The sequence below is a fragment of the Ruegeria sp. CDSA021 genome, from assembly GCF_059612325.1.
Window position 1 is genome coordinate 1 of record NZ_JBXWQJ010000027.1, and the last position, 22,635, is coordinate 22,635.

Below are 22,635 nucleotides of genomic sequence, written 5' to 3' on the forward strand. Positions count from 1 at the left end.
CGCGGGATGGAGCAGCCCGGTAGCTCGTCAGGCTCATAACCTGAAGGTCGTAGGTTCAAATCCTACTCCCGCAACCACAGAAAATTGACTCCCGGCTCGCAAAACAGCGCCCGGGAGTTTTTCTTTTGGCACACTCCCGTAAGCCCCTAAGAATCCAGCACAATCACCATGTAGCATGATCGCGTAACCGTCTTGTGCTTCAGGATCAGGCTTAAGGACGACCTCCTCGATCATGTCAGCAAGGGCTTCGTGAGCGCGTTGAACAACAGCAGGGTCTCGCAGCGTGTCTTCAAGCGAGCGCACCAGAGTGCTGTAAGCCACGGGCAGGTCCGGCATCACAAACGGTTCCAGTGTGGTGTGCTTAAGAGCGTCGAGATCGGCGACCAGCGCGACACGCTCTGTCTGTCGTTGCGCCAGACGCTCCTTGAGGAGCGCCGAGTGGCCAGCGCCATCTTCGATCTGGTTCAGCATCCGCGTGATCTTCACGTCCAGCTTGATAATCGCTTTCTCCAGTCCCTTCAGGGTTCCACCAGCTGACTTTTGTTGTTCAGTGAGCGCTTTGCTGACTTGCGAGACAAAATCCTGCAGGTTCTCTGGCGCCAGCAAGGTGGCCTTGAGGCTTGCGAGCACTCGGCCTTCGACCTGGACGCGCGTAATACTGGTGGCGTTGTGGCATGTGCCTTTGCGCTTGCGCGTTGAGCAGCCGTAGCGGTCCCTGGCTTGGATCGCCATATTGCCCCCACAACAGCCGCATTTGAGCAGGCCGCACAGCAGGAACTTTTTGCGGTGCGCGCGGTTGAGAGCCAGACCCGTCTCAGGGTCTGTGGCCATCTCGCGTGAAATCGACCTCAGGCGATCGGAGACCGCATTCCAGAGATCTTGCGAAACAATCCGCAGTTCCGGCGCACCGACGACGAGAGGGTCATCACCAGGTATGGAGGTGCGCTTTCCGGTCTTCGGATCCTTCCGAAACTTCATCTGGCCATAGATGATTTGACCGATGTAGGCGCGGTTACGAAGTATGCCGGTTTGCCGTTTTGCATTCCCTCGGATCGTCGATGATTGCCAAAGGCCACCGGAAGGGCCGGGCACACCCTCGGCATTCAACGCCGCTGCAATTTTGGCAGGCGCCAACCCGTTTGCGAAGTCTTCAAAGATGCGACGAACGACCTCAGCCTTTTCTTCGTTGATAACGCGGTTTTGGTCCGTAGCAGGCGAGACGTCATAACCATACGCCATGCCTGCAGCGACGCGGCCTCGGTGTGTTGATCCGACCTGGCCGCGTTTGGTCTTTGCGCCAAGATCTTTGGAGAACTGTTCGGCAACCACGCCGAGGATCGCCGCGTGAAACTGCGTGATCTCGCCGACGTTGACCGCAAAGAGCTGCTGGCCTTGGTAGGCTAGTTGATCGCGAAGATCGTGTCTGACGTCAGCGCCCATGGGACAGTTTAGGTCGATTTGATAAGAGAGGGTTTCTGGCTCATCGTAACTGCCAAGGAGTGGAGATGAGAAAGAAACCCGGAACCAAGCAGAGCCACGGTGAGAAGGTCGTAAAGGACATTCGCCGTGCGACCCGCAAACAGTACTCCGCAGAAGAGAAGATCAAGATCGTGCTGACGTTCCAAAATTCGATACTCGGCGTCTCGAATAATCGAGCCTTCTTGAGCCCGAGCTATGGTTGTCGACAAGACAAGAGCGACCCCGCAAACCGGTAATAGGAATTGATTTAGACTTCGCATTTTGGCTCCTCATTTGTTGTATTGTGAAACGGTGTTCGTGGCGCCCGAAAATCACCCGGGCGGTCCAAACTCTCTTGTCTGTTGTTCCGATTGTCCCACTCTACTCAGTCGGGTTCGAGCTTTGCCAAAATTTCCCTCTTCAACCCTGCAAGGCTACTCTTGAAGGCATCGTTCCAAGCATCCTCTGGAGCGAATTCGCATTGCCGGCTCGTCATCAAAAGTTCGAAATCGTTGCAAATCTCGTCAAGCTCAGCGTCCGTTTTTCGGCGCTCCTGAATCTTTTCTGCAAGTCCACTAAAATGCCTCTCGAATTCCCGCATGTGCTTATCGAACCCAATAGCTCCCGCTAGGATCACACTACCTATCGCTGAAACCAGTGGAAGTTTCACACGGTGAGAAAGGGGTGAAAATCCTTTCAATTTGACCGTTTATCAGTAGTCTGCTGGCATGAGTCCCAGGGAAACTACAGACAAAAAGCACCCGCATTGGTCGGGGCATCTGGAGTTGGAAGAAGTTCGTGAAGAGCTCAATCGTGTGAAGTTCAGTGAGCTTTTCACAGGCGCGAGTCGGCTCTCTGAATTGCTGGACTACATCGTAGAACAAAACCTTCTTGATCCCACACGAAAGCCACTCGCCAAAACAATCGCCGAGGATGTCTACGGCAGATCTCCGGATCAAAATGGTGACAGCCATAACATCGTTCGGGTTGACGCTGGGCGTCTCAGGCGCCGGCTTGCACAGTATTTTGCCGGCCCGGGACGAGACGACCCTATCCATATTCATATCGATCCCGGCGGGTATGTACCTCGTTTCGAACTCAAGTATTCTTCGGACGCCCAAACTGAGGACGTTGCGACAGATTTAGAACTCCATAGCAGATGGAAGAGCAGGCCATTTCAGATTGGCGTAAGCATCTTCGTGGCGCTTAGTGTCGGCTTGGGCTTGGGGATCACGATCAGTTCTACCGGAGAAAACACGACCGACGTGTCCGGACAATTCGAGACCTCAAATGATCCCACGCTAGAGGCAGAAAGGCGCGCACATCTGGCGAAGTCGCCGTCTAGCCTTCAAGCGGTGACGCTCTCAGATCAGGCGCGGAATTTGATTTTTCCCATGATTGAGCGGGCACAGCTTGAACTAGCTTTGGCTATGTTCCGTCATGCAATCGAGAAGGACGAATCCTACTTTGGTGGGTATGCAGGTGCATCCCAGTGTTTGGCTGCTCTTGCGATATTTGCACCAGACGGTCCTCAGCGTTCTGCGCTGATCAAGGAGGCGCGCCATTTGGCCAACCAAGCCGAAGTTTTATCACCTGCCAACTCATGGACGCAATCGGCACTGTCCTGGGTTGACCTTGCCGAAGGAGATACAAAGCGAGCTATAGAGCACGCAGACATTGCCTTGGATCTCGCCCCTAAGGACGGCAACATCCTGGATTTCTATGCAATGGTCATGCTGGCGACTGGCGACTTTGACGCGGCACTCACAGCGTCGACGAGCGACCGTCCGCGGACATCAGGCTTAGGACGATTGGCAAACAAAAGTATCTATGGCGCTGCTAGCTTTCACGCAGGAAAATACGAGCAAGCCATCGATGCTCTCAATGCCGCCACCCGCGCTGGAGACCCTATTTCGGCTCCCACTTTGATCTACCTCGCAGCAGCGAATGCGGCGCTCGGAAATCAAGCAGAGGCCTTGGCCTTGGAGGCAGACTTAAAGCAAAACTGGCCGACAATTGACGCTGTTACCCTTTTGGATCGCCTTTATGTGAACCCAGAGCAGGTTCGCGCCTTAACTGATCACCTAAGTACCATACCTCAAAGGTGAGCTTTGGGCTCAGAGAAGCCGTAGCCGCCGAGTAGAAAGTAAGGGTTGGACAAATGGCCGCTTTGGGCCTGACGTGGTCATTCGCATTATTATCGTGAGCGTCTGCCACGCGGACTTGGCAATCCTTCGAACTCAGTCGAAATAACTTCCGGAGCAGAGTTATGCTATGGTGCCTTCAATTATGGAGGAAAAATTGTTTCGCTATGTTTTGCCAGCAGCTCTCATTCTGGGGAGCCCAGTCTTAGCTCAGGATGCAATAAATCCGTCAGGCCTTTCCGGTCCTTCCGGTCGACCTTATTCACCTTACGCCGAACGCGCATATCCAACTCACGTCTATTTTGGTGACACTCACGTTCATACTGGTCTTTCCGGGGATGCTGGTGGAGGCGGTACGCGCCTCATGCCGCGTGATGCCTATCGGTTTGCGCGTGGCGAAGAAGTTGTGTCGAACACGGGGCAACCTGTAAAGTTGTCGATGCCTCTCGATTTCTTCATGATTACAGATCATTCGGATGCGATGGGTGCTATCACCGACATCATCGGAGGTGCTCCCAACATCTTGGCAGATGAGCAAGGCAGATATTTCCATGAAGAATTCAATAAGGGTGGAGAAGCCGCTCTAGCGGCTGCGCTCGAGCTTACAGCGGCTTTTGCCCAAGGACAGGTATCACCTGCGCTGAACTATCAACCGGGCAACCCCGCGTATGCCCGTGTTTGGGACGAAATTATCGATGCCGCGGAAGAGTTCAATGATCCAGGCGTGTTCAGCACCTTTATCGCCTATGAATGGACATCTCTTGTTGCAGGGAACAATTTGCACCGAAATGTGATCTTTCGCGACGGCCCTGAGCTCACAAGACAGATACTGCCTTATACAACAACGGCACCTGTGGGCTCACCTAACCCGCGTGATCTTTGGAAGTGGTTGGAGAACTATGAGCAAACGACAGGCGGGCGTGTTTTTGCTATTCCACATAATGGGAACTTGTCTAACGGCTGGATGTTCCCGTTAGTCGATAGCTTCGCGGATGGGGTGCCGTTAGATCCCGCATACGCAGAAGCGCGAAACAAATGGGAAAGACTGTACGAACCAACTCAGATTAAGGGAGATGGTGAGGCCCACCCGTTCCTATCACCTGACGATGAATTTGCTGACTTCGAAACATGGGATTACGGCAATCTGGATGCTTCGGTTCCGAAAGAGCCAGAAATGTTGTCCGGTGAATACGCTCGATCCGGGTTACTTCGAGGCTTATCTTTGGAAAAGGCTTTGGGAGTAAACCCTTTCAAGTTTGGCCTGGGTGGGGCCAGTGACACACACACAGGTTTAACGGCTCCAGATAACGACAATTTCTTCGGGAAGTTCACCGGTTACGAGCCCAGCGAAGAGCGCAGCCAACATGTCAGTAAGACCTATGCTGACGGGACTGTTGCGCTGCTTTCGTCGCAATACATTACTGGCGGTCTGACCGCAGTATGGGCGCAGGAGAATTCCCGAGAAGCCATTTGGGATGCGATGCATCGGCGTGAGACCTACGCAACAACAGGGCCCAGAATGCGCGTCCGTATGTTCGGAGGATTTTCTTTTACCGAAGAAGACGCCTTGCGGCGCGACTTGGCGCTTGTGGGATACATCAAAGGTGTGCCGATGGGTGGCGAGCTTGACCCTAGTGAAAGCGCACCTTCCTTTCTGGTATATGCGCTTCGTGATCCGATGGGAGCAAACCTGGATCGAATCCAGATCATAAAGGGCTGGTTAGATGCAGATGGAGAGCAACGGGAAAAAGTCTACGACGTGGCCTGGTCTGGTTCTCGCGAACCAGATACCGCTGGTAAGTTGCCGTCAGTAGGCACCACAGTGGACCTTTCTATCCCCTCGTGGACCAACACAATCGGAGCCTCTGAGTTGGGAGCCGTGTGGGAAGACCCAGATTTCGATCCCTCGGAAAGCGCATTTTATTATGCCCGAGTTATAGAAATTCCGACACCTCGCTGGACGGCGTATGATGCAGTGAAGTTCGGAATAGACATGCCGGGTGGCGTCCAATTAACAACGCAGGAACGCGCCTACACTTCGCCGATTTGGTACTCGCCACAACGGTAGTTCGATTTACAGTGTCGGTCCGGTATGGTCTCAACGCGGACATCTGACTGTTTCTGTCAGATGTCCGTTCGCCAGCGCGAAGCGGACGGTCGAGCTTCAGCAAACAAGCCTGAACATATGACACGCGCCTCAGCAGAACCTGAACAAGTATCTCAATTACGCCCATGCTGAACTAAAGAGTAGATATTGCAAACATCGTTGGTATCCTGCTCCCGTAACCAAAAAAACTATAATAAATCAATACTTTACACACCGCCTAAGAGCGGTGTTTTGCGTTGTCGCGATGGCGATGGAAGCATCAGGACGGATGCGGAAAAACCCTGTGATGAACGCGCAACCCGAGGCTATTCGCACAAGTCCCCGAAAAGGCGCGATGAGCCCTAACCGGTCATTGCGGTATGAAAACTGGCTACTGTGATTGCATTCGGCAGATCGTGGCCCATAACAGACATTCCATCCTTTTTCTGATGCAATACTAGGGGTTCTAAAGCTTTGTTCTGTATGGCAACTCTCGACCATACGATGTTTCGACAAGTAAAAGCTTGGGAAAATATGGCCAGAATCCAATGCGCGCCGAACACCGGCAAAACCTTCGCTACTTTGACCTCAAGCTGAAGCCCAAAAGGACAGGTGCTGGCCTGCGGCCAGCGCACCCTGGCTCGCGTCAACTATATGACAAGCACACGTGCCACGGCGCGGCCAACTTCCAATCAAACTGACGAGCTTTACACCTGGAAACTGACCCTTTTTGAACCGGGATTGACAGTTAAAGCACGATGCGACGATCGATCATATTTCAGGTCTAATTAGGCATACGAGAGCGATGAGCCGCCGCTAGTTATACGAATAGGCTCCAATTTTCGAAGTACTGAGTTTATTACTCACCAACGCCTCAGCAAATGTGATACCTGCGGCCACCCCATCGATAACAGGTAAGCCAAACTCTTCGCTGAGCTGGGCCATTAGGTCAGCCATTCCTGCGCATCCAAGAACGATTGCTTCTGCATTGTCCTGTTCAATTGCTACACGGATTTCCGACCGGATTTTGTTCAGGGTGGCTGGGTCGCCCTCTTCAAGCTTAAGAACAGGAATTTCAGTCGCTCGAACGCGCCCGCACTTTTGGGCAAGCCCATAGCGCATCAGATTGTTTTCCAGCCCCGGCACCGAACGGGACAGAGTAGTGATAACGCTGAACTTGTTCGCAATCATACTGGCCGCGTGATACGCGGCCTCACCAATGCCAAGGACAGGAACGGATACAAGCGTGCGCACAGCGTCGAGCCCTGTATCGTCAAAACAGGCAATGACGATTGCGTCTACGTCCTTGTGCTGTGCGACCTCCTTCAACAACCCTGGCACACAAGTTGCGACGTCCAGAAAGCCCTGAATACTGGCTGGGCCGTCAAGCGAACTGGCGGCCACAATCTCTGTGTCTGGACGGGCAACGGCGCGCGCCGCCGAAGCGACTTTGTAGGTCATGGAAGTGGTTGTATTGGGGTTGATAACAAGAATTTTCATGTCAACTCACACCTCGCCGCCAAGATAGGCGGCTTTGATCCGGTCATCGTGCAACAATTCTTTTGAGTTGCCTTCGATGACAACATTCCCGGTCGCCATCGCGTAGGCGCGGTGCGAGATGCTGAGCGCCATGCGCGAGTTTTGTTCGACCAGCAGTACCGACACACCTTCGTCGCGGTTGATCGCCACGATAGAGCGGGCGATGTCCTGTACCAGCTTTGGCGCAATGCCAAGACTTGGCTCATCCAGCAACAAAAGCTTGGGCTTCGCCATTAACGCACGGCCAATCACCATCATCTGCTGCTCGCCACCTGACAGCGTGCCAGCCGCCTGAGAGTAACGCTCCTTAAGGCGCGGAAATCGGGTGAGGATACTGTCCAGTGTGACTTGTATTTCGGACTTATCGCTGCGGGTGAAGGCCCCCATCATCAGGTTGTCTTTAACAGACATGAATGGGAACACGCGCCGCCCCTCAGGCACCATCGCGATGCCGCGTTTGACGATTGCAGACGGGTCGGTGCCGTCGACACGTTCCTCGTCGAAGGTGACGGACCCTTTCACAGGCTTTGCCAGGCCCGTAATAGCGCGCAAGATGGACGACTTGCCCGCACCATTGGCCCCGATCAGGGCAACCGTTTCGCCTTGATTAACGTTGAGCGAGACACCTTTCAGCGCATAGACATGGTCATAGTAAAGTTCGACGTCTTTGAAATCCAACATGGCTGTCATGGCTTACATCCCGATTTCGTCGTCGGCGCTGCCCAGATAGGCCTCGATGACTTTTTCATTCTTCTGGATTTCGGATGGCGTGCCTTCAGCGATCTTTTCACCAAAATTCAAAACGACGATCCGATCCGAGATGTTCATGACGGCGGGCATATCGTGTTCCACCAGCATCACCGTAACGCCACGTTCGTCGCGTACAGAGCGCACGAGATTGACCATGTTCATTGTCTCATCGTGGTTCATGCCTGCAAAGGGCTCATCCAACAGCAGCACCTTGGGGTCAGTGGCCAGGCCAATAGCGATACCTAACGCGCGTAAGTTGCCTTGTGGTAGGTTACTGGCCAACTCATTCGCAATCTCAGACATGCCAAGGAACTCCAACAACTCATCCGCGTACTCGCCAAAGGCTGTCACATCTTCTTTGGCGGTTTTGGAGCCCCAGAAATACCCGGCCAGAGACGCCTTGGCCCGCAGGTGCTGCGCGACCACAACGCTTTCTCGCACGGTCATGCTTTTGAAAATCGTCGTCTCTTGAAACGTGCGCACGATACCTTTGCGAGCCACGACATGCGGTTTCAGGTTGGAAATACGCTCTCCGCGATAGAGCACTTCACCTGATGTGGTCGGTGTGAAGGATGAAATCATCTTGAACAGCGTGGATTTCCCCGCACCGTTCGGGCCGATCACAGACAAGATTTCATTCTCTGACACATCAAAACTGATGTCATTGTTTGCGATTAGGCCACCGTACTTCTTGGTGACATTGTTGACCTGAATGAGGGCGCTCATTTGTTGTCCCCCTTACCGAAACGGATGCTGAGAAGCCCATTGGGTAGAAAGCGGATAACGGCGATCAGGATGATCGAGTAAACAAGCATCTGGTATTTGCCGAGTTCGAACAAAAGGTCCCACCCGAAGTACAATACAAGCGTTCCAAGAATTGGGCCAAAGACATAGCCAAGCCCCCCAAGGAAGCAATTCAGCATAAAGTTGACCGAGTCCGCGACAACAAAGGTGGAGGGGTAGACTGACTGCGCGATTGAGCCGAACATAGCCCCACCGATGCCGCCAAAGAAACTTGAGATCGCGAAGATCACAACGCGGATGTAGGCAATGTTCACCCCGATAGAACTGGCGAGCTCTTCGTTTTGCTGCATTGAACGGCAAAGGTGTCCGAGGCGCGAATTCACCAGCCTATAAAGCGCCGCATATGTCACGACCATCAGGATGCAGGCCGTCAGGTAGAAAGCCAGTTTGGTATTTTCCATGGCGCCGAAATCGGGGATCAATGGAATGCCGAAAATGGACACACCGGATGGCAAGGGGATATTCGAGATGCCTTTGGCACCGTTTGTGATGGGCAGAGCCAACGCTGTCAGCGTAACAACCTGGGTCAGGACCAGTGTAATCATCGCAAAATAGACGCCACGCAGACGTAAGATCGGCAAGCCAATTAGCACGGCGATCAACCCTGCGAACAACCCTGCAGCAGGTAATGATATCCAGAAGGACAACCCGGATTTGACAACTAGAATGGCTGAAACATATGCACCAATCAGCGCGAACGCCCCTTGGCCGATGTTGATCCGCCCAATGTAAAATGTCAGCCAGACTCCCGCACTAGCGATGGCCAAAAGCGCGACAGAAGTCAGGGTAAAGTAGAAATCCCAACGTCCCGTCGCGTTGATCAGTAGCGGCACGCCAACAAAGATGGCCAAAAGGAAGACGCCGACGGCAACCAGTTGTTGTATTGAAAATCCCTTCATCGTCCTAACCCCACGGCTTGCCCATCAGGCCTTGAGGCCGGATGGCGAGGAAGATCATCAGCGAGATGAAAATCAGTAGGTATGTGATGTCACCATATTGGGACAGAACTGCGAGACCGATGGCCTCCATAAATCCCAGGATGATACCACCCCAGATCGCGCCAGAGATCACTCCGGCACCGCCGATCATCACCATCATGAAGGCTTTGATTGATGTGGGCCCACCCATACCGAGGTTAACACCGGTAATAGTCACCAGAAGGCCCCCGACCAAACCGGCCAACATCGCGCCAAGCGCGAAGCCGATCATCGAGTAGCGGTCAACATTAACGCCCATCAACTGAGCAGCGGTTCGGTCTTGGGCTAGCGCCCGCAACGCACGACCGGTCTTAGTGTATTGCATCAGGCCGATAAACGCGACGATCGACAGGATCGCCAAAATGCAGATCAGAATGCGGTCATAAGGCATAATCAGGCGGAAATCGTAGTTGAACACGCCATCGACAATCTTAGGAACGCCGCGCTGTTTTTCCCCAAAGATGATCAGGATCAGCGCATCCAGTAAGAATGCAATCCCTGCCGCTAAGAGCATCGTACTTTCTTCGCGGGCAGACCCCTTGATCACGGGCGCAAACAGGTATCGTTCAATCAGCGCCCCGAGGATTGCCAGTGTCACGCAGGACATAACAAGAGCCAAAACGAACGGTACGCCCCACTGACCGTAGAATGTGTAGGTGACGAAGCCACCGATCACATACATCTGTCCGTGGGCAAAATTGAGGACGTTCATCAACGCAAAGATCAGGGTCAAACCAAGCGCGATCATCGCGTATTGAGACCCCAGATAAACGCCATTGGCCAGTATCTGTTCCATGTCGGTTTTCTTTCGTGGAAAAGTCTTGGGCCAATACGGCCCAAGAAAGTTCTGCTCAGGAGAGGTTAAAAACAGAAATGGACGCTTAGTCGACTTCAGCGACGAACAGCGTTTCGAACTTGCCGTCCTGATAGACGTTTACCACCAATGGCACTGCAACCTGGCGCTTTTGGCCGAAAGAAGACATACCGACATAGCGCAGCTTTGCATCGCCGTTCATGTATGGATTCGGGGCTTCAAACGTGTCCATTGTCGCTTGAAATGTATCCACATTGTCGATCGCTGACGGATCAGCTTTCAATGTTTCAAGGATATACTCCAAGGCATATACTTTGGTGTTCGACTCGTCGTTGTATTCGCCGAACATATCAGTGTAGCGCTGCACAAACTCTTTCATCATTGGTGACGCGAGCTCGGGCGTGGATGCACCACCAACCGAGATGAAGCCATTCGCGAGATCGCCGGCGCCCTCGGCCAGAACACCTGCATCCTGCGCAGTCTCGGTTGAAATCACACCTTCAAAACCCAGTTCCCGAGCGGAACGGATCAACTGTGGCGCGTTTGCAGGCGACACGCCGGACAACACCAACAGGTCAGGGCGCGTGCGCATGATTGGCGTTAGAACGGGTGTGAAGTCTGTCGTATCCACCTGATATGTGACGTTGGATGAAACAACTTCCATGCCAAGCGATGTGGCTGCTTCAACCCCACCGTCACGCTGGCTCAGAGGATCAGATTCGTTGGCCGCTATAAAAGCGACCGTCTTAACGCCTTTTTCTTCCATCAAATATTTGTAGATCGCAGGGCCAGATTGGTAGTTGGCAACCATACCCAAAACAGCATTGGAGGCTGGCGCCTGATAGAGCGACTTTGGAAACGCGTATGGGAAATACATGATCCCGTTGGCTTCAGCCACGGGGCGCACAGCTGCTGCGCCGTCGTCAACGTTCGGACCTACTACATAATGGATACCTTCCTGGGCCATTTTCTCCATGCCCGCAATTGCGCGTTTGGGATCTTTCTGGTCATCAAAGGAAACGATTTCAATGTCATAGGTTGTGTCGCCGATGGTGTAACCGCCGGTCTCATTGATCCAGGCGGCACGCGCTTCCATTGAGCGTTGGTTGGATATGCCCCAAGCAGCAGCGGGGCCGCTGGTCACGCCAACAAAGCCAATTTTTAGAACCGGGTTCTCTGCGAAGGCAGCTGTTGCCGCAAGCGCTGTCAGTGTTGCCGCCGTCAGGGCCGACTTCATGAGTGATCTTCGTTGCATATCTTAACTCCCGTTGAATTCAATTTTGACGCATTTCGCGCAATTCTTGGCCGGCAGTTTGATGGAATCCCCATGCTTGCCGCGGGGTCAGTTCACGATTGTTAACAATCTATGTCAACACATTTGGCATTTTGGTCGACAAATTCTAATGCTTGGCCTTAGACTAATTGGAGATTATGCCTTTACAGCCAGCGAATCCGCAAAAGAAATCAACCCTGAAAGTAGTCTCGTGTCCTCCATTCCTCAGCAAAGCAGCGTAGGCAAAACGGACCCCAACCCGGGATCGAATGAGAATTTTATTGTTGAGCGCATCTACAAGGCGGTCATGGAGCAGCGTTTGGCACCAAACACCAAACTGAGTGAAGCACGCTTGTGCGAAACCTTTGGCGTTGGTCGAATGCGGGTTCGACGGGCGCTTCTATTACTCTCAAGTCAGGGGCTCATTGAGTTACAGTCAAATCGCGGCGCTTATGTTGCCTGTCCCGACAAGTCTGAGGCGAATGACGTATTTGCGGCTCGGATGCTGATTGAGCCGCCCCTTGTTCGGCAGTTGGCTCAAAGCTCTGGTGATATTGATCTGACGGTTCTCATTGATCACATCGCCCTTGAGGACGCGGCCCGTGAAAAGGACGAAAGAACCGAAATCATTCGGCTGTCTGGCGAATTCCATACAAAACTTGCCCAAGCAACGGGCAACAAGTTCATCTTCCGTATGATGCGCGAATTGGTCACGCGAACATCCCTCATCGTGGGCCTTTTTGGATCGTCGCAAGACGCGAGCTGCCCGGATGACGAGCACAGTAAGATCCTACACGCGATCCAGTCACAGAATCCGGAAATGGCTGAGAAACTGCTCATATCTCACCTGAACCACATTCAAAGCGGCCTTGATATGGAATCGCGGCAGGAACCTCAGGACGATCTGGCAACTATTCTTGGTTCGGATTGAGCAGAACATCAGTTTTTTTGAAATGAAGGACCGTGGGAAACAGTTCAAAATTGGTGGGTTGTCAGCTAAAAATTCAATAAGTTGACCAACTATCCACAAATTTCCCAAGGCAGAGTTTTAGATAGCGCAGCAGTCCTTCATGCAGTTCGCAGCATCTGGTGAAATGGGGCTCGCTGCCGACGTCCGATCATTTCACTCAGACAATTGATGGGCACTTAGGGAACAAGGTCGGCAAAGTGCTGTATGCTGCCCAATGCACCGGCAGCAACCAGATCACTGGGAAATGACCGATTAGGGTTCTCAGCGGAAGTTGCAGAAGCAGTAGTTTACCGTTGCTGGCGAGCAAAGGGTATTATGCAGCTGCCGTCTTGATTGGAACGGTCTCAGTTTCGTTTGGACGGGCGACGGTCGCCCCGACGAGTTGTCTCTCGAATCCGGCAGGGGTGCGGATGTCTTCGTGACCGAGATGTCGGGACAGGACATCGGCCAGCTTATGACGTACAATTACGGCATCCCGCAGCAGCTCTTCAACTTCACTATAGACACACATCACACGTCACACTAAGCGGTTGGAAAGATGTTCGCCGAAGCAAAACCGCAGCTTGGCATGGTGACCCAAGGCAGGATTGAGCGTTGGTACCAAACACTCAAGACCCGCATCCTATTGAAAATGACTATCTGCCCGGTGATCTAGAAGCATGCTCCATACTCAGAGCCAGATTTTACTCTAACTTGACCCAAGCCGCATTCCTCGAAGAGCTTTGCACGCATGCGGCCACAAACTTAACACCATTGAGCCCGTCATGAACCGTTGGATAGATAACCGACGCCTCAGGTGAAATCCCATTTCGGAAAGCTTGAATGGCCTCTGCTGCCTCTCCATAGACATTTGCGAACCCCTCAAGATACCCCTCAGGATGTCCGGGGGGAACTCGACTTAACCGGTTGGCAGCATCTCCAGCCCCGGCACCATTTCGGGTGATCAAACGCTTAGGCTCGTTGTAGGGCGTAAACCACAGGTAGTTAGGATCTTCCTGAACCCACTCCAATCCACCTTTTTCACCATAGACCCGCAATCGGAGCGCGTTTTCATTGCCAGGAGCCACCTGAGAAGACCACAGCATGCCCCGCGCTCCGCCTTCGAAACGAAGCAGGACGTGCGCATTGTCATCGACTTTACGCCCCGGCACAAAAGCCTGCAAATCCGCCGCAAGGCTTTCCGCCTTCAACCCGGTTACAAAGCAGGCGATGTTGTATGCATGGGTGCCGATGTCACCGGTTGATCCGCCTGCGCCAGAGCGTTCAGGGTCGGTCCGCCATTCAGCTTGTTTGAAGTCCTGCTGCTCGGTTAGCCAGTCCTGCGGGTATTCAACCTGAACGACGCGGATACTCCCAATATCTCCGTTGGCAACCATATCACGCGCCTGCCGAACCATCGGATAGCCCGTGTAGTTGTGGGTCAAAATAAACAGCGCGTTTGCGCTTTCCGCTGCTTTGACCAGCTTTTTGGCGTCGGCAAGGGTCGAGGTGAGCGGCTTGTCACAAATAACGTGAATGCCACGCTTCAGGAACTCACGGGCGGCGGCATAGTGAACGTGATTTGGTGTGACAATTGAAACTGCCTCGATCCCAGATTTCAGCCGGGCTTCCTTTATCGCCATTTGCTTGAAGTCTTCATAAACCCGTTCGAGCCCCAATGCCTGCCCACTTTCAAGAGATTTCTCAGGCGTAGAAGACAAAGCACCGGCAACCAATTCAAACTTGTCGTCCAATCGCGCCGCAATTCGATGAACACCGCCTATGAAGGCATCGTTTCCACCGCCAACCATGCCAAGGCGAATGCGACCTGAGGTTTCTTCACTGCGTCCTGTAACCATCACTCAATCCCCAGCATCTTACGGTTAGCCGCTTCGTCTGCGCCACTGTCAGCGAAGTCATCGAAGGCCTTTTCGGTCACGCGGATAATGTGATCGGAAACAAACTGAGCGCCCTCACGCGCTCCATCCTCAGGGTGTTTGAGGCAACATTCCCATTCGACCACTGCCCAACCATCAAAGTCATTCGCGGCCATTTTTGAGAAGACGGCCCCGAAATCCACCTGGCCATCGCCAAGTGACCGGAACCGTCCAGCCCGATCAACCCAGCTTTGATACCCAGAATAAACACCCTGCCGCCCAGTTGGATTAAACTCGGCATCTTTCACATGGAACATCCGGATCCGATCCTTGTAGATGTCGATGTTGTCCAAGTAGTCGAGGCATTGCAGGACATAATGCGACGGGTCGTACAACATGCAGGCCCGAGGGTGATTGCCTGTCCGCTCGAGAAACATCTCGTATGTCACGCCGTCGTGGAGGTCTTCTCCGGGGTGAATTTCATAGCAGACATCAACGCCGCATTCGTCAGCGTGATTCAGGATCGGCATCCAACGGCGCGCGAGCTCATCAAATGCCGTTTCAATCAATCCGGCAGGGCGCTGCGGCCAAGGATATACGTAGGGCCAAGCCAACGCGCCTGAGAACGTCGCGTGAGCAGAAATACCCAAGTTTTTCGATGCTGATAGCGCCTTTTTGACCTGGTCAACCGCCCATTCTTGTCGGGCCTTCGGGTTCCCTCGGACACTCTCGGCTGCGAAACCATCAAATGCAGTGTCATAGGCCGGATGAACGGCCACAAGCTGACCTTGAAGATGCGTGGACAGTTCAGTGACTTCGACACCATTTTCGCTGGCTTTGCCTTTGAAGTCATCACAATAACCGGTGCTGCACGCGGCCTGTTCCAGGTCAAACAACCGGCCATCCCAACTGGGAACCTGAACGCCTTTGTATCCGCAATCAGCCGCCCATTTGGTGATCGTATCCCATGAATTGAACGGTGCTTCGTCCCCTGCAAATTGTGCAAGAAACAGAGCCGGACCTTTGATCGTCTTCATTAGATTTTCTCCCCAAAACCTGTGCCTTTATGGCGGTAAGTTTTCCTTCAAATAGATGTCGATACGGATACGTTCCTGCGCCTTGTTGAATGGAACCTTGTCCGAAGTCGCGCGCAGCAGACGGATGGCTGAACGAACAATGTGCCCCGAGTCTTGCGAGATTAGAGCATCAAACGTTCCAAGCTTAAGTGCTTCACGACTAAGCGGAGTGAGCTCATGCGCTATGATCACCAGATCTTTGCTGAACGTGTTCTCTGAAAGAAACTGAATCAGACCAGCATTGCCTGCAGCTGACGAGTATATTCCAACCAAATCCGGGTAAGTTTCAAAAATCTCGGGCATCATCGTGTAGATCAGATCCGGATCATCCCGACCCTCTACGGACGCCACAACTTCGAGATGAGGAAAATCCTCAGCTACAACAAGATCAAAACCCTGGCGCCGTTCTAGATGATCGCGTGCCAAGCGAGAGCCTGTCAGGACCAATACCTTACCCTCGCGATGCACAAATCGTCCCATCAGCTGAGCAGCTGTTCGTCCTGCTGAAATATTATCGATGCCTACAAAGTGATCTCTATCAGAACTTGGCAAGTCAGACACGAAGGCAACTACTGGAACGCCCTTGTCCCTGATCCTCTTTACAGCGTCGCGGACAGAAGGCGTTTCAGGTCCGAAAACGGCCACTCCATCGACCTCCAAACTGTCGACAGCATCCAGGATGTTGACGATGTCTTGCGGCTCAAACGGAGCTACCTTCTCGATTGCAATGCGAGTTCGTTCGATAAACTGGTCACGCGACTGTTCTGCGATCTGACTGCTAATCGCCTCTACAAACTCGTTGTCCGTGTCCGGCAAAACAAAGAGGAAATTGTAGACGCGGTTACGCGCGAGGTTGGCCGCGGCCGTGTCGCGCACATACCCCAGCTCATCAATCGCCTTTTGTACTTTCTGCACGGTTACGGCCCGCACACCGGGGCGCCTGTTCAAGACCCGGTCAACAGTCGCCAGGCTGACACCCGCTACGCGCGCGATGTCATTGACGGTTGGCTTTTTCACCAATTCTAACTTTTGTTTTTGGTCTTCCACGTGTTCTTCAGCCCTCAATCTCCCGCGCTAAGCCTTCAAACAACAAAGCAACAGCCTCAGCGCCGGGATCGTTATGTCCAACTAGGTTTTCTTCGGGAACATAGGCCGCGCGGCCCGCCTTCGCACGACGAATTTTAGCCGTGTTGTCCGCGCCTTGGCGGGCAGCCTTTGCCGCATGGCTCAGGCCAGACGGGAGTGCAGCAAGTGCAGGCGCCAGGGCATCAATCATTGTCCTGTCACCGACCTTGGCGCCCCCAACCTGGCTGACTCGATTTAGACCTTCGACCAAGGATTTCGGTGCAGAAGCTCCGCTCGCGCAGGCATCTCCAGCCGCGTTGAAAAAGATTGCGAGTATCACGCCGGAAGAACCGCCCATTGTCTGGCTCAATTCATTGCCCAAGGCGGGAAACAACTGTGTCAAATCAGCGAGCGGCATTCGGTCAAGACTGCCTTGCAACGCTCGTGCAGCAGTCGCCAATGTGCTCCCTGTGTCGCCATCACCAGATTTCGCGTCCAACTCGTTCAGGGTCTTCTCAGCGTTGATGAGCAGTTCAGACAACCGGATGATCGTTTCCCGTGTCACAGGATTGTTCGAAGGAATTGGATCAATCGGAGTCAACCCGTCAGGCAAAGGCGCTACTTTTATTGGATCAATGGAATTGACGCCGGGCCAAGCCGCCAGATCAACAGGCGCTTCAAGCGCCGACAAATCGTTCTGATTTACGGGCAGAACGGAAACAGAGAACCCGTGCATATCCAGCGATGTCATCATTGGTGCCGGGCCAATGATATGGCGGGCGATACCAGTCTCGGACAAGGCATGTGTGAGGACTGCCATTTCTAGCGGAGTTGTGGACCCGAGGTTGTTGACCAAGGCCACACAATCCCCAGATTCCACCCGTTGCTTTAGCTTCTCTACAACTGTGGCCATGGCCGATACAGCGTTTGAAAATTCCACCTGCTGTACACCGGGCTCACCATGGATGCCCAAGCCGAGTTCCGCTTTGCCGGGTGCAATCCTGTCTTCTTTTGGAGAACCCGGAACGGTGCAGGTGTCCAGGCTCATACCGATGCTCACCACCTTGGCTATGGTGCTGCTTGCTGCATTGGTGACAGTGTCTAGGTCAGCACCCGTTTCAGCAAGCGCGCCAGCAATTTTGTGCACGAACAAAGTTCCTGCCACGCCGCGCGGTTGCGGAAGGTCGGGCAGGGCGATGTCATCGTCGACAACGACCATCTCTACCCTGCGGCCCAATGCACGGGCGCGTTCAGCTGCCAGCCCAAAATTCAACCGATCGCCGGTGTAATTCTTGACAATAAGCAAGCACCCAGCCTCACCAGTAACCGCAAGAATGCCAGCCAGAACCGCCTCAACTGACGGGGACGCGAAAACTTCGCCACATACGGCTGCTGTCAGCATACCTGCGCCAACAAAACCTGCATGTGCGGGTTCGTGACCAGACCCTCCGCCGGAAACCAAGGCGACTTTCGACTTGTCCCAATCCGACCTGTAAACAACCTTGATGTGTGGGTATCCGTCCAACCGGGTAAGTCGTCCTCCAGAGGACGCCAGAAGACCGTCTATTGCCTCTGTGACCAAGGTTTCTTTCGTGTTGAGGAACTGGGCCATGCTTTTGCTCCTTAATTCACTCGCGCGCCAGACGCGTCAAAATACAATGGATTGTGAGGGCGGATTTTTATAAGTTTTCCAGCGGGATAGTCCTGATGGATGTCAATCAGTGTCACAACCGGGTGGCCATTCAAGTCCAAGTGCAGTCGCGTTTGATCCCCCAGATGCTCAGCACGTACTACACGCGCATCACGGCCTTCGCCTTCAATGATGTTTTCCGGGCGAAGACCAATCTGCGGGCCCTTGTGATCGCCTCCGAACAACTCGGATGGCAGGATGTTTATCCGTGGCAGGCCTAACCGGCTGGCAACGTAAACACTGCCGGGGTTTTCATAGATATCCCGGGGTGTCCCGTACTGAACCAACCTTCCATTTTCCAGAACGCCGATATGCGTCGCCATTGTCATGGCTTCAACCTGATCATGGGTCACGTACAGTAAGGTTGACCCCAAATCCGCCTGAATTCTCTTCAGTTCCACGCGCAAATCTGCCCGAAGCTTGGCGTCCAAAGAACTGAGTGGTTCGTCCATTAGGAAAATCTGGGGGTCACGCACCAGCGCCCGTCCGATTGACACGCGCTGCATCTCGCCGCCAGAAAGTTCGGTGGCTTTGTTGTCCAGTTTGTGCGGGATCTGGAGGATTTCCGCGACTTCGTTAACCTTTCTCGCGATCTCATCCTCTGGCGTCTTCAGGATCGGCGACCGCAGAGGAAACGACAGGTTCTCCTGCACTGTCATATGGGGGTATAGCGAATATTGCTGGAAGACCATCGCCACATCGCGCTGGGCTGGCGTTTCTATTCCAACGTCTCGCCCGGCAATTCGCACCGTTCCCGAATCCAATTTATCGAGTCCGGAGATCAACCTCAGCGTCGTTGTTTTTCCGGCACCAGTCGGACCCAACAACACCACGAAGGCGCCGTTGGGGATCGTCATAGAAATATCGTCCACCGCTTTGACTTTACCGTATGACTTCGAAATATTCTCCAAATCGACTTCAGCCATTGTTTAGCACCTCGCCGTTCAGAGCGGACCGCAACGCACGGCCCGTAGACATTTCAAATACGGTCACTGCAGGTGAGCGAAACTCCAATCCCACTGTCTGGCCGGGATTGACGACTTCGCGTGCATCAATTCGGGCTTTCAGCTCTCCATTTGGACTTTGCAGCGTCACGATCTGGGTGGTCCCCAGGTATTCTGCGGCCAGGACCTTGGCCCGGTAAGCGCTGGCATCCGATAGAAAAACATGTTCGGGGCGGACACCAAAGACCAAGTCTCCCTCTGCCCCTTCCATCAGTTTGGGCACAGCTTCGTCATGGCCGTTCAGTCGGACCATTTCCGAGCCAGGTTCGACCTTCCCCTGAAACCGCAGGAAATTCATTGAAGGAGACCCGATAAAGTCAGCCACAAACATCGTAGCTGGTTTGTCGTAAATCTCCTGAGGCGTGCCGAATTGCTCGATCACAGCGTTGTTCATTACGACGATCTTGTCGCCCATTTGCATGGCTTCCAACTGGTCGTGTGTAACGTAAACAGTGGTCGCACCCATGCGATCATGAAGCGCGCGCAGTTCTTCAGCCATGTGCTCACGAAACTCTGCATCCAATGCACCAAGAGGTTCGTCCATCATGAACGCCTTGGGCTCGCGAACAATCGCGCGACCAAGCGCCACGCGCTGCCTGTCGCCGCCTGAAAGCCCGCCTACCGGGCTGTCGAGTATGTCCGTTATCCCTAGAATCCCAGCGACTTCCTCCACTTTGGCCTTTACTGCAGCACGCGGCATACCCTGCGATATCAGTGGATAGCTGATATTTTTTCGCACGTTCATGTGTGGATACAGCGCGAACATCTGAAAAACGAAGGCAATGTCTCGCTCTGAGGGCGGTCGTTGGCTGATTTCTTCACCGTCTAGGTAAATCTCGCCAGATGTGGGAAGTTCCAAGCCCGCGATCATCCGCAGAGTTGTTGTCTTTCCGCAACCGGATGGCCCCAGCAGCATGAAAAACTCACCGTCCTCAATCGTGAACGAGCTTTCGCGGACAGCGGTGAAATCGCCGAACATCTTTTTTACGTTTTTGACTACGATCTGGGCCATTTCTACTCCGGGAAATGGCTGACGATGATGAACATGACGGTTCCGATCAGCGTGACGATGAAGGAATAGGTGAAGGCCCAAAGGACAAAGGGCTGCATCAACATGAAGACACCCAGTGCGATGAGGATGGTCGCGACCATCTCCCATGGGCCGCGGCGCAGCCGCATCAATCCGGTAAGAAACTCGCTCATTTGCGCACGGCTCCGAATGTGATCCCACGCAGCAAGTGTTTGCGCATCAGGATGGTGAAAATCATGACCGGGATCAGGAAGATCGTCGCACCAGCTGCCACGGCAGGCCAATCCAGGCCGCCGATACCGATGATGGTTGGAATGAAGGGCGGCGCAGTTTGCGCATTCGCGGATGTCAGCAGCACCGCAAACGCGTACTCATTCCATGCGAAGATCAGGCAGAAGATAGCAGTTGAAGCTATGCCGGTGGCGGCTTGCGGCAGCACCACTTTGTAGAATGCCTGAAACCGTGTGTAGCCATCTATGAGAGCGGCTTCTTCGTACTCTCTCGGTATTTCGTCGATAAAACCCTTCAGCAACCAAACTGCCAGAGAGATATTCACGCCCGTATACAGAAGGATCATGCCAAGATGCGTGTCGCTGAGACCAAGGTTTCTAAACATCAGGAAAATCGGGATTGCGACGGCAACCGGAGGCATCATCCTTGTACTGAGGATGAAGAACAGAAGGTCGTCCTTGAGCGGAACTTTGAACCTGCTGAACGCATAGGCAGCCAACGTACCAAGAAAAATGCTCAAGAACGTCGAGCCAAATCCGATGATAACCGAGTTCATAAAGCGTTCACCGAACTTGGATGGCCCAACGATCACCATGTCGTATTGGCGCACGATCTCATCAGCCCAATTCTGCGGCGGGTTGGCTTCCAGAAATTCCTGCGTTTGCCGCGTGCGCGTGGTGAAAAGGTTGACATAGCCTTCAAGCGTTGGGTCAAATACCATTTTGGGCGGATAACTGATCGCATCGGCTGGGGATTTGAAGCCAGTCAGCAAAATCCACACCAGCGGGATCATCGTGATCAGTGCATAGGCGATGACCAGAAAACCAGCTATCCACTTGGACCGGTTCGAAGGTTCGGTGACGGAAAAACTGCTCATCTCTGTTTCACCTTGTTCAGGGCTTTGACGTAGATCGACGCAAGGCCGAACACGGTGACGAAAAGGATGATCGCATAGGCCGAGGCATAGCCCGTACGCCACTTCTCAAACGCCTCTCGCTTGAGATTGATCGAAGTGAGTTCGGTAACAGAACCCGGCCCACCGCCGGTTAGCTGAACCACGAGGTCGAACATCTTGAAGTTCTCGATCCCTCGAAACAGCACCGCGAGCATCAGGAACGGCAGCACCATCGGGATGGTGATCGTGAAGAACTGCCGCAGCTTGCTGGCCCGGTCGATCTCGGCCGCTTCGTAGATATAGTCGGGAATACTGCGCAGTCCGGCCAGACAGATCAGCATCACAAAAGGCGTCCACATCCAGGTGTCAACGATAACGATCGCCCATGGGGCCAAAGTCACCGAGCCCAACATCTCAAAACTTGACGGGTCCTTGCCGGTGAACCACGACACGATGTAGTTGAACAGACCGATCTGCGGCTGGTAGAGGAACTTCCAGAAGTTCCCGACGACTGCCGGGGACAACATCATCGGCAGCACGATAATCGTGGTCCAAAGATCGTTGCCTTTGAATTTCTTGTTGATCAACCACGCCAGCGTGAAACCGATCAGCACCTGAAAAAAGATCGTCCAGAACAGGAAGTGCGCCGTCGCCTGCATATTCAACCAGGTGTCGGAGTCCGTCAGGATACGCTCGTAATTCCGGAACCCGACATCTTTGACTTCACGCGCGATCCGGTTGGCTTTGTAGTTGGTAAAGCTCAGTTTGATGGTCCAGATCAACGGAAAGATATTGATCGCCAGCAGCAGAAATATCGTTGGGGAGATGAATATCCAGGCGATCGCGCGGTCGGATAACCCCCGAATTTTTCGCGCAACTCGCACGGGCGTTGCCTGCGCAACGCGATCTACAGTCCTGTCAGACATCTCTTTGCCAGTTCTTGTTGGTTTTGGACTTACGGGTGAAGGTGAAG

General features: G+C 53.4%; 21 protein-coding genes, 1 tRNA gene and 1 pseudogene. 5 read left to right on the forward strand and 18 right to left on the reverse strand.

The window, feature by feature from the left end; all coding sequences use genetic code 11:
* Together AC2FLD_RS21330 and AC2FLD_RS21335 are read left to right on the forward strand one after the other, a co-directional pair.
* Nucleotides 1-77 (forward strand) — tRNA-Met (locus tag AC2FLD_RS21330).
* A gap of 172 nt (nt 78-249) precedes the next feature.
* Complete coding sequence (locus AC2FLD_RS21335) at nt 250-537, forward strand: hypothetical protein (RefSeq protein ID WP_496674162.1); 288 nt, start codon at nt 250-252, stop codon at nt 535-537.
* A 90-nt stretch (nt 538-627) separates the two neighbouring features.
* Here the strand turns inward: AC2FLD_RS21335 and AC2FLD_RS21340 are convergent.
* Nucleotides 628-1,440: pseudogene (locus tag AC2FLD_RS21340) on the reverse strand (recombinase family protein); the annotation flags it as partial.
* 403 nt (nt 1,441-1,843) lie between these two features.
* Entirely contained in the window at nt 1,844-2,059 is a 216-nt protein-coding gene (locus AC2FLD_RS21345) for a hypothetical protein (protein WP_496674160.1), read from the reverse strand.
* 184 nt (nt 2,060-2,243) lie between these two features.
* Here AC2FLD_RS21345 and AC2FLD_RS21350 point away from each other — a divergent pair, with 184 nt between their 5' ends.
* Both AC2FLD_RS21350 and AC2FLD_RS21355 read left to right on the forward strand, forming a co-directional pair.
* Nucleotides 2,244-3,566: a tetratricopeptide repeat protein gene (locus AC2FLD_RS21350; RefSeq protein ID WP_496674157.1), complete on the forward strand. Its 1,323-nt coding sequence runs from the start codon at nt 2,244-2,246 to the stop codon at nt 3,564-3,566.
* Nucleotides 3,567-3,747: 181 nt separating this feature from the next.
* Complete coding sequence (locus AC2FLD_RS21355) at nt 3,748-5,670, forward strand: DUF3604 domain-containing protein (RefSeq protein WP_496674154.1); 1,923 nt, start codon at nt 3,748-3,750, stop codon at nt 5,668-5,670.
* An 834-nt stretch (nt 5,671-6,504) separates the two neighbouring features.
* Here the strand turns inward: AC2FLD_RS21355 and AC2FLD_RS21360 are convergent.
* The 6 genes from AC2FLD_RS21360 to AC2FLD_RS21385 form a co-directional block, all read right to left on the reverse strand.
* Nucleotides 6,505-7,188 carry an aspartate/glutamate racemase family protein gene (locus AC2FLD_RS21360; protein ID WP_496674151.1) on the reverse strand — a complete coding sequence of 228 codons (684 nt, stop codon included), beginning with the start codon at nt 7,186-7,188 and terminating at the stop codon, nt 6,505-6,507.
* Between the two features lie 6 nt (nt 7,189-7,194).
* Nucleotides 7,195-7,917, reverse strand: coding sequence for an ABC transporter ATP-binding protein (locus AC2FLD_RS21365; RefSeq protein ID WP_496674148.1), 723 nt, complete (start codon nt 7,915-7,917; stop codon nt 7,195-7,197).
* Nucleotides 7,918-7,920: 3 nt separating this feature from the next.
* Nucleotides 7,921-8,703, reverse strand: coding sequence for an ABC transporter ATP-binding protein (locus AC2FLD_RS21370; RefSeq protein WP_496674147.1), 783 nt, complete (start codon nt 8,701-8,703; stop codon nt 7,921-7,923).
* Nucleotides 8,700-9,680 (reverse strand): branched-chain amino acid ABC transporter permease, encoded by a 981-nt coding sequence (locus AC2FLD_RS21375; RefSeq protein WP_496674145.1) that lies wholly within the window; start codon nt 9,678-9,680, stop codon nt 8,700-8,702. The genes AC2FLD_RS21370 and AC2FLD_RS21375 overlap by 4 nt, the downstream gene beginning before the upstream one ends.
* 4 nt (nt 9,681-9,684) lie before the next feature.
* Nucleotides 9,685-10,554: a branched-chain amino acid ABC transporter permease gene (locus AC2FLD_RS21380; protein ID WP_050605976.1), complete on the reverse strand. Its 870-nt coding sequence runs from the start codon at nt 10,552-10,554 to the stop codon at nt 9,685-9,687.
* An 85-nt stretch (nt 10,555-10,639) separates the two neighbouring features.
* Nucleotides 10,640-11,827 (reverse strand): ABC transporter substrate-binding protein, encoded by a 1,188-nt coding sequence (locus AC2FLD_RS21385; RefSeq protein WP_050605975.1) that lies wholly within the window; start codon nt 11,825-11,827, stop codon nt 10,640-10,642.
* Between the two features lie 229 nt (nt 11,828-12,056).
* Between AC2FLD_RS21385 and AC2FLD_RS21390 the strand changes: the two genes are divergently transcribed.
* A complete protein-coding gene (locus AC2FLD_RS21390) occupies nt 12,057-12,776 on the forward strand; it encodes a GntR family transcriptional regulator (protein ID WP_496674165.1) in 720 nt (239 codons plus the stop codon).
* Nucleotides 12,777-13,128: 352 nt separating this feature from the next.
* On the opposite strand, the gene AC2FLD_RS21395 is transcribed toward AC2FLD_RS21390, so the two are convergent.
* The 10 genes from AC2FLD_RS21395 to AC2FLD_RS21440 all read right to left on the reverse strand — a co-directional run bounded on the left by AC2FLD_RS21395 (nt 13,129) and on the right by AC2FLD_RS21440 (nt 22,588).
* On the reverse strand, nt 13,129-13,326 hold the full coding sequence (locus tag AC2FLD_RS21395; RefSeq protein WP_496674142.1) for a hypothetical protein: 198 nt from the start codon (nt 13,324-13,326) through the stop codon (nt 13,129-13,131).
* 172 nt (nt 13,327-13,498) lie between these two features.
* On the reverse strand, nt 13,499-14,653 hold the full coding sequence (locus AC2FLD_RS21400) for a Gfo/Idh/MocA family protein (RefSeq protein ID WP_496674139.1): 1,155 nt from the start codon (nt 14,651-14,653) through the stop codon (nt 13,499-13,501).
* Nucleotides 14,653-15,708: a sugar phosphate isomerase/epimerase family protein gene (locus AC2FLD_RS21405; RefSeq protein WP_496674136.1), complete on the reverse strand. Its 1,056-nt coding sequence runs from the start codon at nt 15,706-15,708 to the stop codon at nt 14,653-14,655. The genes AC2FLD_RS21400 and AC2FLD_RS21405 overlap by 1 nt, the downstream gene beginning before the upstream one ends.
* 27 nt (nt 15,709-15,735) lie before the next feature.
* Nucleotides 15,736-16,794: a LacI family DNA-binding transcriptional regulator gene (locus tag AC2FLD_RS21410; RefSeq protein ID WP_496674134.1), complete on the reverse strand. Its 1,059-nt coding sequence runs from the start codon at nt 16,792-16,794 to the stop codon at nt 15,736-15,738.
* Between the two features lie 7 nt (nt 16,795-16,801).
* The gene (locus tag AC2FLD_RS21415) at nt 16,802-18,424 is read right to left on the reverse strand and encodes a dihydroxyacetone kinase subunit DhaK (protein WP_496674131.1); all 1,623 of its coding nucleotides are present in this window, start codon (nt 18,422-18,424) and stop codon (nt 16,802-16,804) included.
* Between the two features lie 11 nt (nt 18,425-18,435).
* On the reverse strand, nt 18,436-19,428 hold the full coding sequence (locus AC2FLD_RS21420) for an ABC transporter ATP-binding protein (RefSeq protein ID WP_496674129.1): 993 nt from the start codon (nt 19,426-19,428) through the stop codon (nt 18,436-18,438).
* A complete protein-coding gene (locus tag AC2FLD_RS21425) occupies nt 19,421-20,518 on the reverse strand; it encodes an ABC transporter ATP-binding protein (protein WP_496674126.1) in 1,098 nt (365 codons plus the stop codon). Before AC2FLD_RS21425 ends, AC2FLD_RS21420 begins: the two co-directional genes overlap by 8 nt.
* Before the next feature lie 2 nt (nt 20,519-20,520).
* On the reverse strand, nt 20,521-20,709 hold the full coding sequence (locus tag AC2FLD_RS21430; protein WP_058274732.1) for a hypothetical protein: 189 nt from the start codon (nt 20,707-20,709) through the stop codon (nt 20,521-20,523).
* Nucleotides 20,706-21,644 carry a carbohydrate ABC transporter permease gene (locus AC2FLD_RS21435; protein WP_050605966.1) on the reverse strand — a complete coding sequence of 313 codons (939 nt, stop codon included), beginning with the start codon at nt 21,642-21,644 and terminating at the stop codon, nt 20,706-20,708. The genes AC2FLD_RS21430 and AC2FLD_RS21435 overlap by 4 nt, the downstream gene beginning before the upstream one ends.
* Nucleotides 21,641-22,588, reverse strand: coding sequence for a carbohydrate ABC transporter permease (locus AC2FLD_RS21440; protein ID WP_496674123.1), 948 nt, complete (start codon nt 22,586-22,588; stop codon nt 21,641-21,643). The genes AC2FLD_RS21435 and AC2FLD_RS21440 overlap by 4 nt, the downstream gene beginning before the upstream one ends.
* Between the last annotated feature and the right edge of the window lie 47 nt (nt 22,589-22,635).